Genomic DNA, 14,445 nt, shown 5'->3' with positions numbered 1-14,445 from the left:
TGAAATGCTGAACCGCCCGCAATGAATTTTGCGGGCGGTTTTTCATGCCGGATTTTACGGACTTCTTTCAGTTTTGCTGAACGCCGCAAGGCTTCAAGACTTCGGCGTTGCCCCACGCCGCTCGAGTGCGGTCCTGCGGATGGTGTCGGCAATATCGGGGTTGCTGCTCGACAATATCTGGAAATCCACGGAGAAGAGCGAGAGCAGCGACACTTCGCTGACGGCACTGACCGTCGCAGAACGCGGTTCTCCCGTTATCAACGCCATCTCGCCGAAAAAGCTGCCGGCCCCAAGCTCTACGGGGTTCGGTGTGGCGACGCTGACGCGGCCCTCGACAATGAAATACATCTGGTCGCCGCTTTCGCCCTGGCGGCAGATGATCGTGCCTGCTGGCACGATGCGAGGCCTCAGCGCCCGCACGATCTCGACGAGTGCGGCCGAACCGAGCGTCTGGAACAGCGGCACCGCCGCAACCAGCTGCCAATTCCGCACGAAATCCTGGCGCCGGACTTCCTCGTAGAAACCGGTGGCCAGCAGGCCGGCCCAGAGGCCAAATATGCCGATGCCGCTCATCATGACCAGTCCGGCAAGCACGCGTCCGGCAATGGTTCGAGGGATCTCGTCGCCATAGCCTGTCGTCGACAGCGTCACCACTGCCCACCACATCGCTTTGGGTATGCTGCCGAACTGATCGGGCTGAACGTCGCGCTCAAGGACATAGGCCGCGACCGCCGCACCAAAAAGAACGATGCCGAAGATCGTGGTGACACCGATGAGATTGTGCGCTTCGTTCTTCACGACCCTGCCAAGCAGTCGGAAAAAAATCGAATCGCGCAACGGTTTCAGCAGCCAGACGGCGCAATAAAGGCTCTGATCACGCCCGCTGACGAACAGGAATGCGGCGAGAGGAACCAGGACGGCAAGCACGTCGATCACGATGACGGGCATTCCGGCTTCAGCGCCTTTTGCCCGCGGTACGACCATTGCCTGGATCAGTTGCAGGACAAAGATCGCCCACACAACGACGAGCAAAACCCGCAGATCAAGCCTGGTTTGCGCATCCATGTCAGGCACGGTGAGTGCTGCGACCGTCAAAAGCCCGACTGCCGCCACCGCTCCATAGAACCACATCGAGAATTTCGAGAGCGGCCGTGACAACATTCAATACTCCCAGAGCAGTCAAAACCTTCCGACAATAGAATGCCTTCGGGCGGGGTGCAAAGAGGTCCTGCGCCTTCTGCATCAACACCGCGATCGACGTCAGGACTTGTGGCGGTCCGGCATGCGATTGTCGATGAAATACCATTGCGCGGCATGGCTCCTGACGATCGGCTCGATGACGGAATTCAAAAGCAGTACGTCATCGGCCAGCCGATCGCCGGGCTTCTCCTCCGGCGGCAACTTAAAGGGCTCAAGCGCGTGGAACGAAAAGTTCACGCCATGATCGCGCTCGAGATAGACGGGGTAAATGAGGGCATCCGTCTTTCTGGCCATGCGCGCGATCAAGGCGTAGTTCCCTTCGAGGTGCGGCGGGTTGTCGAAGAAGGGCGCACGCATACGCCCGTTGAAACCCTCGTCGCAAAAGATAAGCAGATTGCCGTTCTCTTCGAGAACGCGCAGGGCGGGACGCACGGAATGTCTGCCTGGCTTCAGGAGGCGAAGGCCTCCGCCCTTGCGTACGCGGTTGACGATCCAGTGGCGGGCGCGGCGTTTTGGCGGATCGTAGTTCAGCGTGACGACAAGCCCCAGGTTGACGAGGCAGTGTGTCAGAACCTCCCAATTGCTGATATGCGCTGCGATCAAGATCACCGGCCTCTGTTCGCAGCGTTCGGCGAATCTCTCCGTGCCATGAAAACGGATGCCGCATGCGTTGCGTGCCAGCCGGTCGACAACGGAATATTCCGTCATCTGCCGCCCCTGGGATTCGGCATAGGCAAGGAGCAGGGCCTCGATCTGAGCTTCGGTCGCGTCTGGCCGCAACGCCTTCAGATTCTCCTTCGCGCGCGATTGCTGAGCCTTGTGCCAGCGGGGAACGGAGAACCGGCCGAGAAAGGCACCAAGATTCGAGCAGTCGCGCGCCGGCAACAGCTTCAGGGCGAAGAACATTGCTATATCGAAAACATTGTCGATGTTGTCGTGCAGCCAGTATTTCAGGAAAAGCCTTCGCCGCTCTCCGCCGGCGCGAAAATCGGCGAATGGCGGCGCGACAGGGGACTCATAAGTCCAAGCCTTCCGTTTTCTGAGATGCTCAGTCCGAGCGGGTTCCTCAGTCATGTCTCGGCTCAACGTCGATGGATGGTTGCCGGCAGGCCGCCTTTGGGTCGCAACGTGAGACGGCATTGCGGCTCGACCTTGTGACCCCCGGGAATGCGCACGCGAAAACGTTGCGCGAGTATTGCCAGGCATAGGATCGCCTCTGTCAGGCCGAACTGCAGTCCGGGGCAGACGCGAGGTCCGGCGGCAAAGGGAATATAGCTGTATGGCGTCGGGCCATCGCCGCTCATGAAGCGTTCTGGCCGGAACTCATGCGGGTTAGGGAAAAGCGATTCCGTGCGGTGCAGTATCCATGGAACGATCAGCACCAATGCCGCCGGCTTGACGTCAACTCCGCCGACCGTGTCGGCATCCGTCGCCTGCCGCGCCAGGATCGGCACGGGCGGATAGAGGCGCAGCGTCTCCTCGATCACGGCGCGACACCAGTCGAGACGAGGCACGTCATCTATGGTTGGTACATTGCTGCCGCAGACGCTTTCGATTTCCGCATGCACTGCCTCTTCCACCCACGCGGCCTTTGAGAGCAGATACCAGGCCCAGGTCAGGGTTGCTGCAGTCGTCTCATGGCCGGCCATGAAGATCGTTGCCGCTTCGTTGCGCAACGCAACGACATCCAGTTTCAGCTCCGGATTGCGCTGCTGACGGCGGATCAGCAGATCAAGCATGGAGGTGTTATCGCCGTTGCCGGCCAGATGATCCTCGATCACCTTGTCTATGATGCGATGGATGCGTTTGACCGAGCGCCGCAACGTCGGCGTTTTCAGAACAGGCAGGCCTTCGTCAAAGCCGAGGAAATAGCCGATATTGATCGAATCAATCAGCGATTGATAGCTGCTGAAACCTTCCGTGACGCCATTGGCGCCGTCTTCGCCTAGCTGGTTGCCGAAAATACTGCGGGAAATGATTTCAGCCGTGAGTCCCGCCATTTCGTGGAGCGCGTTGACACTCGCGCCGTCTCCCAGTGCATGCCAACGCTCGACAAGTTCGCTCGTCGTGTTCTGCATGACCGGTCCGAAGGCGGGCACCCGGTTTTTGTGGACGATGTCGGAGACGAGGGGACGGCGCTGTTTCCACGTTTCCTTATCGGAGATGAACAGGCCGTCGCCTAAGAGGTGTTCGAGTGCTCGGCGCATCTGCGGCGTCTTGCGCTCGAAATTCTGGTGCCGTTTGGCGACGACATAGCGGATCGCCTCAGGTGAGTTAACGACGACAAGCTGCCGGCCCAAGAGTTTGAAATCGGTGATCTTTTCCACATAGTCGCCGCGCCGCCATATGGAAAGAAAGTCACTTCTTGCCTGCAACAGAAGCTGGATCGGCTGGCCTGGCTTTCCGTTATAATATGCAGAATGGGCAGGTTCGAAAAATCGGCGGCCGGTGTCGAGACTTTCGACGATCTCCGTCTTGCGATCGAGCCATGAAAGCATCGTGTGCTGATAACCGCCTGTAATAAGTGAAAAATATCGAAGTTGAACTTTGCCGTGCACTATAGCGATTTAACGGAGATGGAAAAGGCCCGGCAGCTTGGCCGCCGGGCCTTTCAGCAGGAAAACCAGTGCGATCAGTTGTTTGCCGAGACCTTGAGGCCAATGACCTTCGGAATGGTGTTCGGGGCGCCCATCGCAGCGCCGACGATCATCGGCAGCGGCACCGGCTTGTCCGGAGCAGCGCTGACCGTCAGGCTCTTCGGGCTGTCGAGATAGGTATTGACGGCTGCGGTCACGGCATTCTGCAGCTCGGGAATGTTGAGCTGCGCCAGCATGATCGGGGTCAGGCCCTTCAGCGTGTTGGCCATCTGCTCCCCTGTCACACCCTGCTGCTTGCCGGCATAGTCGAGCGCGCGCTTCGTGATCGAGGCATCGTCGAAGCGGATCTGGGCGCTGTTCAGCGTCAGCTGCTGCATCAGGCCGAGCATGGCAAGACCCATGGCTTGCTGCGCCTCTTCCTTGTTCGGATTGGCTTCCGAAGCCTTGATGGCATCCTGGATCGATTTGATGAAGTCCAACGTATAGCCGGAGATGCTCAGCGCGATATCGAGCTTGCCGATATCCTTGAAGTCGAAGGCATATTGCTTGACGTTGATCGTGCCCGGGCCGAGATCCCAGTTGCCGTTGACGCTGATATTGCCGTTGAGATGCTGCAGGTTCATGTCTTCGATGACCTGCTTGCTCTTCGGATCGTCGACCTTGGAAAGGTCTGCCATAAGGCCCGTCACGCCGGCATCGAAATCGAAGCCGGATTTATCGCCGCGCGGATTGAGGTGGGCATTGATTTCCTTGATGGCAAAGACCTGCGATCCGTCCTTGGTGACCGTCGCTGCACCCATATGGGCGGTCTGATAGAGCAGCAGGGAGTCCAGCCCGCCCTTCGTTGAATCGGCCGGAACGTTGACGCCGCCAAGCTTCATGTCGGTAACGCTGATGCTGACGCCATCATCGGTGACGGCCGTATCGGCAAAGCTCACCTGGTCGATGTGGTAGCCACCATCGCTCTGCTCGGCGACGCCGTTCATCGTCACATTCCCGAGCGCGATGCCTTTATCGGGCGTAGCGGCAGGCTTGATCGTCGCGCCCTTGAGCGTGACAGTGGTGCCTTCGACATCGACGCCATCAGCTGCAAGCGTGCTGCCCTGCAGAGTGCTTGCAGCATTGATCTTCTTCAGAAGATCGACGCCATCAAGCGCAAAAGCGGAGCTTGCGAACGACAGGATCGCGGCGCTCGACAGCATCAGCCGTGTTGTCCGGTAAAAATTCATGATGGCGTTTCCTCGTTGGTATGGGGCGAAAGATTTGAACGGAGATTGGCTCATAGTCGAGCGGTTTATATTCGATCGTTTCTAAAAGTCTTATGAAAGTGCAAAATAGAATGACCTACAATTGTTTCAATCAATGCTTTGCCCGCTTAACGCGGCGAATGCATGGCGTCATCCACAGCCGCATAGCCTTGTTTCCTTGCCGTTTTGGCGCATCTCGGCTAGTCACATAGCCCATGGGACAAGAGATTTTGCCGCCTTCTGGCGGAGACGACAATAGTATTCATCCGGTCGACCTCAAGGCGGCGCTCGAAGAGCGTTATCTCGCCTATGCCTTGTCGACCATCATGCACCGCGCGCTGCCTGACGTCCGCGATGGCCTGAAGCCTGTCCATCGCCGCATCATTCACGCGATGAGCGAGATGGGCATCCGGTCGAATTCCGCGTTCAAGAAGTGCGCCCGTATCGTCGGCGACGTCATCGGTAAGTTCCATCCGCATGGCGACCAATCGGTCTATGACGCCCTGGTGCGTCTCGCGCAGGACTTCTCGCAGCGATATCCGATCGTCGACGGGCAGGGCAATTTCGGCAATATCGACGGCGACAGCGCCGCCGCCTATCGTTACACGGAAGCGCGCATGACCGAGGTCGCGTCGCTGCTTCTCGAAGGCATCGACCAGGACGCCGTCGACTTCCGCCCGACCTATAACGAGGAAGACGACGAGCCCGTCGTTCTGCCGGGCGCGTTTCCGAACCTGCTCGCCAACGGCTCGTCCGGCATCGCCGTCGGCATGGCGACCTCTATTCCGTCGCATAATGCGCATGAGCTTTGCGACGCTGCGCTTCATCTGATCAAGCATCCGGATGCGACGGTCGAAACGCTGGTCGAAAACTTCATTCCCGGTCCGGATTTTCCGACCGGCGGTATCATCATCGACAGCCGCGAAAGCATCATCGAGGCTTACAAGACCGGCCGCGGCGGCTTCCGCACCCGCGCCAAGTGGCACACCGAAGATCTTGGCCGCGGCGGCTATCAGATCATCGTCACCGAGATTCCCTTCCAGGTGCAGAAGTCGCGGCTGATCGAAAAGATCGCCGAGGTGCTGCTTGCCCGCAAGCTGCCACTGCTGGAAGACGTCCGAGACGAATCTGCCGAGGACGTCCGCGTCGTTCTGGTGCCGAAGAACCGGACCGTCGATCCGACCATCCTGATGGAATCCATGTTCAAGCTGACGGAGCTGGAAAGCCGCTTTCCGCTCAACATGAACGTGCTTTCCATGGGGCGCATCCCCAAGGTCATGGCGCTGAACGATGTGCTGAAGGAGTGGCTGGACCATCAGCGCGAAGTCCTCGTTCGCCGCTCCCGCTTCCGCCTTGCCGCCATCGACAGGCGCCTGGAAATCCTCGGTGGCCTGTTGATTGCTTACCTCAACATCGACGAGGTCATCCGCATCATCCGCGAGGAGGATGAGCCGAAGCCGGTTATGATCGCGCGCTGGGGTTTGACCGACAATCAGGTCGAGGCGATCCTCAACATGCGGCTGCGCTCTTTGCGCAAGCTGGAAGAATTCGAGATCCGCACCGAATTCGACAATCTCAGCAAGGAAAAGGCCGATATCGAGGCGCTGCTCGCTTCCGACGACAAGCAGTGGCAGACCGTCGCCTGGGAAATCGGCGAGGTGAAGAAGAAGTTCGCCAAGGCGACCGAACTCGGTCGCCGCCGCACCCAGTTTGCCGATGCGCCGGAGGCGGACGAGCAGGCCATCCAGCAGGCCATGATCGAGAAGGAGCCGGTCACGATCGTCGTCTCGGAAAAGGGTTGGATCCGCGCGTTGAAGGGCCATATTTCCGATACTTCGACGCTGACCTTCAAGGAAGGCGACGGCCTCAAGGTGGCTTTCCCGGCGCAGACGACGGACAAGATCCTGATCGTGACGACAGGCGGCAAGGCCTACACGCTCGGCGCCGACAAGCTGCCGGGCGGCCGCGGCCACGGCGAGCCGCTGCGCATCATGGTCGACATGGAAAACGATCAGGATGTGCTGACCGCCTTCGTTCATGACGCAAGCCGCAAGATGCTGATCGTCTCGACCGCGGGCAACGGGTTCATCGTGCCGGAAGCGGAAATGGCCGCCAATACCCGCAAGGGCAAGCAGATCATGAATGTCTCCATGCCCGACGAAACCAAGATGATCCTGCCCGTCCGGGGCGATCACATGGCCGTCGTCGGCGAGAACCGCAAGATGCTGGTCTTCCCGCTATCGCAGGTCCCGGAAATGTCGCGCGGCAAGGGTGTCCGCCTGCAGCGCTACAAGGACGGCGGCATTTCCGACGTCCGCTGCTTCGCGATTGCCGATGGCCTGACCTGGGAAGACAGCGCCGGCCGGCTCTTCACGAAGAACAAGGACGAGCTCGCCGAATGGCTGGCCGACCGCGCCTCCGCCGGCCGCACCGTGCCGAAGGGCTTCCCACGCAGCGGCAAGTTTTCGGGGTGAGGGAGGGCTGGCGGCATGATGGCCGACTCAGGGGCCGATCGGGATTGAAAAATCTTGAAGAAAGCGCGTCGCCCCGTCTTCGTCGATTTCGCCGTTCGTAACGGCTAGGACAAAGACATACAGGGCCGCGTCGCTCGTCTCCAAGCGATAGCCATTTTCTGCAAGGAACACGAAAGCCGCGACGGCAGCAATGCGCTTGTTGCCATCGACATAAGCCATATTTCTGATCAGGCCGAAAAGATACGAGGCGGCGAGTTCGAAGACATTGCTGTCGCCATACTGCGCTTTGTTGATTGGCCGCCCAAGAGCCGATTCCAACAAAGTACCGTCACGCAGTCCGTGAGCTCCTTTGAAGCGGGTGATCAGTCGTTCTTGCGCGCGGTCGATAAGCCTTCGGCTGAGAAACAACCGAGAGCTCATGAATCGGCGAGCTTTTTCAACGCGACCTTATATTTCTCCATGCATAGGAAGGCGGCGCGCATCTGGCGCGCGAAATCTTTGTCGACAGGCTCTAGGTAGATGCGATCGTGTTCGACGCGGATATCAAGTTCATCACCGGCTTGGACGCCAAGCTGCTCAAGCAATTCCTTCGGAATGATCACGCCTTCCGAATTGCCGATCTTGCGGATGGTGACGTTCATGGCTCGCTCTCCTGATGTAATAACAAAGTTATAACATCAGGAGACTGCCGCCTCAAGCCGCGGCATTCCGCCTTGCCCTGACCTGCCAGAGCGAATGCGCCATCAGCGCGAGCAGCAGGATGAGACCGCCGAGCATGGTCATCGGCGTCGGCGCCTCGGCGAAGATCAGCCAGACCCAGATCGGTGCGAGCACCGTCTCCAGCATGTAGAACATGCCGACCTCGGGGGCGGAGAGGTAGCGCGGACCGGTCGCCAGGCACCAGAAGGCGATCGGCATGACGAGGCCGCCGTCGATGAAGATCCAGACCGGATGATTGACCGACAATCCCGCCGGGATGGTGTGATAAAGACCGAGTGCTGCCGGGACGAGGGCTGAAATCAGCGACACGAAGCCCATGTCGCGGCCCGAGGCGCGCGTCATGGTGATGGCGGCCGCAATCAGCAATGCCGTCAACAGCGCCATCGCATCGCCGAAGAGATGGCCGCTCGCCATCCCGTCGCCGACAATCAGCCCGACGCCAACAGTCATCGCGCCCATGGCGACAAGCGTCGCGCCGGAGGGGCGTTCCTTTAGAAAGAACCAGGAGAGCAGCGCGCCGAACATCGGATTGAAGGTCTGGAGAAAGGCGATGTTGGCGATGGGCGCATAGGCTATCGCGACCAGGAAGAAGACCGTGGTCAGTCCGTAGAAAACCAGCGTGAGAAGGCCCCATACGCCGGGGATCAGGACCGGTCGCGCCTTCGAAAACAGCCGCAGAAGCGCCAGGACTACCACCGTCGCCGTCAGCATGATGGTGCCGCGAAGGGTGAGGGTCGACCAGACATTCCCCTCCGCCAGTCGGATGAGCGGCATGTCGAACGATATTGCCAAGCCGCCGACAGCCGTCAGCAGCAAGCCTTTTCTATGGTCCGACAAAGCTGAGGATGACATTTACAAGGGATCCGCCCCAAGCTCTGCGGGGTCGAACCGTTCCCATCCACGCGGTGTCAGGTGCTCCTGCGGCTGGAAACGGGTCTTGTAATCCATCTTGCGCGAACCCTTGACCCAGTAGCCGAGATAGACATGCGGCAGGCCAAGAGCACGGGTCCGCTTTATATGATCGAGGATCATGAAGCTACCGAGCGAGCGGCGGTCCTCGTCGGGATTGAAATAGGAATAGACCATCGACAGCCCGTCGCTCATGACGTCGGTCAGCGCTGCCGCCAACAACTCGCCCTTGGGGCGCTGCTCAAGGCCGGAACCTTCCTCGCGCCGGCGATATTCGATGATGCGGGTATTCACATGCGTGTCTTCGACCATGATCGCGTAATCGAGCACGGTCATGTCGGACATGCCGCCCTGCTGGTGGCGATAGTCGAGGTAGCGGCGGAAGAGAGAATATTGTTCGCTGGAGGGCTGCGCCGGAAATTCGGTGGCGACGACATCTGAATTGGCAGACATCACCCGCTTCATCGATCGCGTCGGCTCGAATTCCTCCGCAAGTATGCGAACGGAGACACAGGCGCGACAGGCTTCGCAGGCGGGGCGATAGGCGATGTTCTGCGATCGGCGGAAGCCGCCTTGTGTCAGAATGTCGTTCATCTCGGCTGCGCGCGGTCCGACCAGATGCGTGAAGACCTTTCGCTCCATCTCGCTCGGCAGATAGGGACAGGCAGCCGGAGCCGTCAGATAAAACTGAGGGGATGGCGTCGACTGCGTGTTCATTTGCCGCTGGTCAACCTTTCATTCGGCGTCGCGCTTTTTTCAAGCATGGCTCAAGATTACAAAACGTCAACAGCGTCCTTGGTTTCGGAAGTGTTGTTTTCGTCTTTTCTTTATCAGATGGTCCTTTTGTGACCAAGCTGGCATGGGCGTTTTTTAGTGTTGTCCGGCGCCCTCAAGCAGTCCGGGCAATCACCGTTCCCAAGAGAAGATCGTGGATCAGTCTGCTGCGCTCGATGAAAAGGCCCGCAAGCAGGATCAGCGGCGTGAGCACGGAGTTGAGGATCCAGAAAAGTGCGAGATGCACGATGGCGGTCAGGAAATCCATTGGTCGCCCATCAACGCGGACAATCGCAATGCCCATGGCGCGCATGCCGAGTGAAGCCTGGTTGCGACCGCCGAGCGTGAGGCCGAAGTAAAGGCCGGCCACGATGACGAAGAGCGCAGGGTAAAGCAGGAAGCCGAGCCCGAGCGTTACGATCGATACGAAGAACAGCACGACCGCTGCCGGGATGCATAGAAGCGCGACAATGATGTAGTCGACGATGAACGCAAATACGCGCCTGCTGAGCACGCCGCTATAGGCGCGCCAATCGTCAGGTGCTCCATAAATCGGTGCAGGTGTCCAGCTCATTGCTTCCTCCTTCGAAAGGTCCACCACAATATGGTGTGGGCAGGGGGGAATGCAATAAGCGGACCACCCGAACCATGCCGGCGATCGGGCCGATCTCGCGCCCCACGGATGCCCGCGAGCTTGGTGCATCCGTGCACCATTTGCGGACGAAGTCCCCGCTCGTTCAAACTCTGGAGCGTTGCCGCGGCCCGTCATGATTGAGGTATCGCGAAGCACCGTGGTCACGCTTCTAGCGAGCGCATATTTCGCTTGCTGCCAGCGGATTCTGCGAGCGATAGTTCGTTCGGTTAACAAACGTGTAACGCATTGATTTACAATAATGTCACATTTCCATTTTTGTTGCTGCGCCGCAACATATGCCGTTTTTGATCAAGAATTTGTCGCTTTTTTCTCGGTTGAATAGTTGCCGATCGGCACGTCCAAGTGCAACAGACGTGCACCTTAAAATCGTACTTATTTCATACTCGAATCAACTTTGAGGAGCCAGTCATGGGCGGCGGCGTGGGCAGCAGAGGTACCGGAAAATCGAAGTTTCCTCAGGGGGTAGTTCTTCGCTCCCTGAAGGGGCTCGATCCAATATTTGGTTTTCATGTTCGCAATTTCGGCAAGCCGACCCTGTTGCTTGGTGCCAGCGTTTCCGCAGTCGCAATCGTGGCTGGCGGAGTTGTTCTGGGCGCGGTGCCTGCCTTGGCTGACGGCGGCGCGGGCCGGCAGGCGACGATCGGCGTTGGAGCAGGCGGTCTCGGTGGTGTCGACGGCTCGCTGGCCGATGCGACCGGCAGGGATGCCACCACCAGCGGCTCCGCCTTTTCCGGGGGCGGTGGCGGCGGTGTCGACCTTACGACCGGCAACGGTGGCGCAGGTGGGGCATCCTCCGTCAATACGGCTGTCGGCAGCCCTGATGGCACCGCGGGCACAACGGGTACCATGGGATCGAGCGTCACGACGGCCACCACTATCTCGACGGCGATCTCGGGTGGGGCAGGCGGCACAGGCCAGACTGGCAACTCGGCACGCATGGCGGGCGGACACGGCGGTGGCGGCGTGGGTGTGTCGGCCACAGCGGATGTTACCGTGACGGGAACCGGGGAGGTAACGGGCGGCGCTGGGGCCGGCGGCACAGGCCCCACCCTCAGTGGCGGCGGCGGCGGCGGCGGAGTCGGCATTTTCTCGAATGCCAATGTAACGGTTCAGGCAAACGGCCAGGTCACCGGCGGCGCGGGCGGGCGAGGCTTCGGCAGCGGCGGCGGCGGAGGAGCAGCAGCTGTCGTGCTAACCGGCAGCAGCACCATCAGCAACAGCGGAACTCTGACCGGAGGTGCGGGTGGGTCAGCAAGCGCAAACTCAGGCGGCGGCAATGGCGGCGCTGGCGTGCAGATTTTGAATGGCGGAACCATCATCAATGAAGTCGGCGGTTCGATCACCGGCGGCGCGGGTGGTCTGGGTACACTGAATACGACGACAAATCCCACAACATCTTCCGGCAACGGTGGCGCGGGCATCAAGGGTTCAGGCGTAACGGTCGTCAACAAGGGTACGATCACCGGCGGCTCTAGCGGCGGAGTTGGCGGAAATGACGGCAATGCCGTCGAGTTCACCGGCGGTAGCAACAGGCTGGAAATCTGGTCCGGCTCGAGCATCGTGGGCAATATCGTGGCCGGCGGCACTGACGACACCTTCGCGCTCGGGGGCACGACCAGCGACAGCTTCGATGTTTCCCGTTTCGATGCCGGCGGCCAATATGATGGCTTCGAGCATTATGATAAAGCCGGAGCCGGTACCTGGACCCTGACGGGAACGACCTCCAAGGAAACCGCCTGGACATTGACCGATGGCACGCTGTCCATCTCCAGCGATGCCAATCTCGGCGCGCCGACCGGCAGCCTGACCTTTGATGGGGGCACCTTGCAGGTGACGGGCGCCAGCGTAGCCAGCACTCGCGACATGATTTTCAACAGCGATGGCACCATTGACGTGACTTCCGGAGCAAGCCTGACCGCAGGAGGCTCGCTGAGCGGCGCGGGTGGCCTCATCAAGACCGGCGCCGGAACGCTCGACCTTACCGGCACGGTCGGTAATAGCTATAGCGGCGGTACCACGATCCAGGGCGGAATGCTGTCCATCTCCAGCGATGCGAACCTCGGCAGCACGACTGGTGCGCTGACCTTCGACGGCGGCACCCTGCACACGACGGCCGACATGACGTCCAGCCGCGCTGTGAACCTGAACTCCGCCGGCACCATCTCGACCGACGATGGCACGACGCTCACTCTCAACGGTACGATGACCGGCGCGGGCGGGCTGACCAAGAGCGGCGACGGCACGCTTCGCCTTGATGGCACCGGTAGCTATACCGGTGGCACGACCATCAATGCAGGCGTCCTGTCCGTCAATGGCGATTACTCGGGTGTGACTGGCACGAACCTCGTCGCCGACGGTGGCACGTTGAAGGGGATCGGTATCCTCGGCGGCGATCTCACGCTTGCTGCCAACGGCACCATCGCACCCGGCAACTCGATCGGCACGCTGACGATATCAGGCAATTATACCGGTAACGCCGGCACGCTGGAGATCGAGTCCGAGCTTGGCAACGACGCCTCGCCGAGCGACCGCCTCGTCGTCACGGGCAACACCGCCGGTACGACGAACGTCAAGGTGATCAATGTCGGCGGCGCCGGTGCGCCGACCGTCGAGGGCATCAAGGTCGTCGACGTCGGCGGCATCTCCTCCGGAACCTTCACGCTGCAGGGCGACTATGTCTTCCAGGGCGACCAGGCCGTTGTTGGGGGTGCCTACGCCTATCGGCTCTACAAGAATGGCGTCTCCACGCCGACGGATGGCGACTGGTATCTCCGCTCGACGCTGATCAATCCCGATAGTTCTCCCGGCACTCCGGCTGATCCCACAACGCCATCAGCGCCGCTCTACCAGCCCGGTGCCCCGCTCTACGAAGCCTATGCGCAGCTGCTGCTCGACGCGAACACGCTGCCGACGCTGCAGCAGCGTGTCGGCAACCGCCAATGGTCCAATAATGGCGAAGGCGCACCCGGCACGGCAGCGGAAGGCGCCTGGATCCGGACCGAGGGTCTGCACAGCAGGGTAGAGCCGGATTCCAGCACCAGCGCCACCAGCTACGACTATGATTTCTGGAAGCTTCAGGCAGGTGCCGACGGCGAGCTCTACACGAACGGCAATGGCACGCTGATCGGCGGGGTCACCGCGCATTACGAGACCCTGTCAGGCAATATCAGCTCCTTCTACGGCAACGGCGATGTCGATACCAACGGCTACGGCGGCGGCGCGACGCTGACCTGGTATGGCAATGACGGCTTCTATGCTGACGCCCAGGGCCAGCTGACCTGGTACGACAGCGACCTGAAATCCGATCTCGCCGGCACGATGGAGAATAGCAACAAGGGCTTCGGCTATGCGCTCAGCCTTGAGGCAGGGAAGCGTTTTGCGACCTCCGGCCCATGGTCGATCACGCCGCAGGCGCAGGTCATCTATTCCGCGGTCGATTTCGACAGCTTTGACGACCGGTTCGGCGCCAGGGTTTCGTCCGGCGACGGCGACAGCCTGATCGGCCGTCTCGGTGTGGCGCTCGACCGCGAGGAAAGCTGGCAGCGGGCCAACGGCCAGACGGCACGGGCAAAGTTCTACGGTATTGCCAACCTCTACGGCGAGGCCCTGGATCGCACCACGGTCGATGTGTCGGGTGTCGGCTTCAAGAGCAAGAACGACCCCGTCTGGGGAGGCCTTACTCTCGGCACTTCCTACGATTGGAATGGTGATCGTTTCTCGCTCTACGGCGAAGTGGCGGCCAAATCCTCGCTCAAGGACTTTGGCGACAGCTACGCACTGAGCGGCACTGCTGGTTTCCGTATGAAGTGGTAAATCGGCGAAGACGCAGCGCCCTGATGTGAGGGGCGCTGTATTCAGGCGATAGCGAT

11 protein-coding genes are annotated in these 14,445 nt (G+C 60.2%); 2 read left to right on the top strand and 9 right to left on the bottom strand.

The window, feature by feature from the left end:
- Nucleotides 1-93: 93 nt before the first annotated feature.
- The 4 genes from EV561_RS01945 to EV561_RS01930 all read right to left on the bottom strand — a co-directional run bounded on the left by EV561_RS01945 (nucleotide 94) and on the right by EV561_RS01930 (nucleotide 5,026).
- Nucleotides 94-1,161 carry a cyclic nucleotide-gated ion channel gene (locus tag EV561_RS01945; protein WP_132517056.1) on the bottom strand — a complete coding sequence of 356 codons (1,068 nt, stop codon included), beginning with the start codon at nucleotides 1,159-1,161 and terminating at the stop codon, nucleotides 94-96.
- 99 nt (nucleotides 1,162-1,260) lie between these two features.
- A complete protein-coding gene (locus EV561_RS01940) occupies nucleotides 1,261-2,274 on the bottom strand; it encodes a lipid A biosynthesis lauroyl acyltransferase (RefSeq protein WP_132517054.1) in 1,014 nt (337 codons plus the stop codon).
- Between the two features lie 8 nt (nucleotides 2,275-2,282).
- Nucleotides 2,283-3,698 carry a cytochrome P450 gene (locus EV561_RS01935; protein WP_132517052.1) on the bottom strand — a complete coding sequence of 472 codons (1,416 nt, stop codon included), beginning with the start codon at nucleotides 3,696-3,698 and terminating at the stop codon, nucleotides 2,283-2,285.
- A gap of 134 nt (nucleotides 3,699-3,832) precedes the next feature.
- Entirely contained in the window at nucleotides 3,833-5,026 is a 1,194-nt protein-coding gene (locus tag EV561_RS01930) for a hypothetical protein (RefSeq protein ID WP_132517050.1), read from the bottom strand.
- A gap of 233 nt (nucleotides 5,027-5,259) precedes the next feature.
- On the opposite strand from EV561_RS01930, the gene parC reads away from it, so the two are divergent.
- Complete coding sequence (gene parC / locus EV561_RS01925) at nucleotides 5,260-7,518, top strand: DNA topoisomerase IV subunit A (RefSeq protein WP_132517048.1); 2,259 nt, start codon at nucleotides 5,260-5,262, stop codon at nucleotides 7,516-7,518.
- A gap of 27 nt (nucleotides 7,519-7,545) precedes the next feature.
- Here parC and EV561_RS01920 read toward each other — a convergent pair whose 3' ends face one another.
- From EV561_RS01920 to EV561_RS01900, 5 genes are all read right to left on the bottom strand, one after another.
- Complete coding sequence (locus EV561_RS01920; protein ID WP_132517046.1) at nucleotides 7,546-7,938, bottom strand: type II toxin-antitoxin system death-on-curing family toxin; 393 nt, start codon at nucleotides 7,936-7,938, stop codon at nucleotides 7,546-7,548.
- Nucleotides 7,935-8,159, bottom strand: a complete 225-nt coding sequence (locus EV561_RS01915; RefSeq protein WP_132517044.1) for an AbrB/MazE/SpoVT family DNA-binding domain-containing protein — start codon at nucleotides 8,157-8,159, stop codon at nucleotides 7,935-7,937. Before EV561_RS01915 ends, EV561_RS01920 begins: the two co-directional genes overlap by 4 nt.
- 52 nt (nucleotides 8,160-8,211) lie before the next feature.
- The gene (locus EV561_RS01910; protein ID WP_132517042.1) at nucleotides 8,212-9,090 is read right to left on the bottom strand and encodes a DMT family transporter; all 879 of its coding nucleotides are present in this window, start codon (nucleotides 9,088-9,090) and stop codon (nucleotides 8,212-8,214) included.
- Entirely contained in the window at nucleotides 9,091-9,864 is a 774-nt protein-coding gene (locus EV561_RS01905; protein WP_132517040.1) for an arginyltransferase, read from the bottom strand. It lies immediately after the preceding gene.
- A gap of 172 nt (nucleotides 9,865-10,036) precedes the next feature.
- Entirely contained in the window at nucleotides 10,037-10,495 is a 459-nt protein-coding gene (locus tag EV561_RS01900) for an RDD family protein (protein ID WP_132517038.1), read from the bottom strand.
- 489 nt (nucleotides 10,496-10,984) lie between these two features.
- Here EV561_RS01900 and EV561_RS37035 point away from each other — a divergent pair, with 489 nt between their 5' ends.
- Nucleotides 10,985-14,389: an autotransporter outer membrane beta-barrel domain-containing protein gene (locus tag EV561_RS37035; protein WP_165927734.1), complete on the top strand. Its 3,405-nt coding sequence runs from the start codon at nucleotides 10,985-10,987 to the stop codon at nucleotides 14,387-14,389.
- Nucleotides 14,390-14,445 lie beyond the last annotated feature (56 nt).

The organism is Rhizobium sp. BK376, assembly GCF_004341625.1.
In the GTDB taxonomy this organism is placed as follows: domain Bacteria; phylum Pseudomonadota; class Alphaproteobacteria; order Rhizobiales; family Rhizobiaceae; genus Rhizobium.
The sequence above is the reverse complement of the archived record's forward strand: the minus strand, read 5'-3'. Positions and strand labels throughout refer to the sequence as shown.

Excerpts from the sequence above, each read along its gene's own strand:
- EV561_RS01945 (WP_132517056.1), bottom strand. The coding sequence starts at position 1,161 with ATGTTGTCACGGCCGCTCTCGAAATTCTCGATGTGGTTCTATGGAGCG.
- EV561_RS01940 (WP_132517054.1), bottom strand. The coding sequence starts at position 2,274 with ATGACTGAGGAACCCGCTCGGACTGAGCATCTCAGAAAACGGAAGGCT.
- EV561_RS01935 (WP_132517052.1), bottom strand. The coding sequence starts at position 3,698 with ATGCTTTCATGGCTCGATCGCAAGACGGAGATCGTCGAAAGTCTCGAC.
- EV561_RS01930 (WP_132517050.1), bottom strand. The coding sequence starts at position 5,026 with ATGAATTTTTACCGGACAACACGGCTGATGCTGTCGAGCGCCGCGATC.
- parC (WP_132517048.1), top strand. The coding sequence starts at position 5,260 with ATGGGACAAGAGATTTTGCCGCCTTCTGGCGGAGACGACAATAGTATT.
- EV561_RS01920 (WP_132517046.1), bottom strand. The coding sequence starts at position 7,938 with ATGAGCTCTCGGTTGTTTCTCAGCCGAAGGCTTATCGACCGCGCGCAA.
- EV561_RS01915 (WP_132517044.1), bottom strand. The coding sequence starts at position 8,159 with ATGAACGTCACCATCCGCAAGATCGGCAATTCGGAAGGCGTGATCATT.
- EV561_RS01910 (WP_132517042.1), bottom strand. The coding sequence starts at position 9,090 with ATGTCATCCTCAGCTTTGTCGGACCATAGAAAAGGCTTGCTGCTGACG.
- EV561_RS01905 (WP_132517040.1), bottom strand. The coding sequence starts at position 9,864 with ATGAACACGCAGTCGACGCCATCCCCTCAGTTTTATCTGACGGCTCCG.
- EV561_RS01900 (WP_132517038.1), bottom strand. The coding sequence starts at position 10,495 with ATGAGCTGGACACCTGCACCGATTTATGGAGCACCTGACGATTGGCGC.
- EV561_RS37035 (WP_165927734.1), top strand. The coding sequence starts at position 10,985 with ATGGGCGGCGGCGTGGGCAGCAGAGGTACCGGAAAATCGAAGTTTCCT.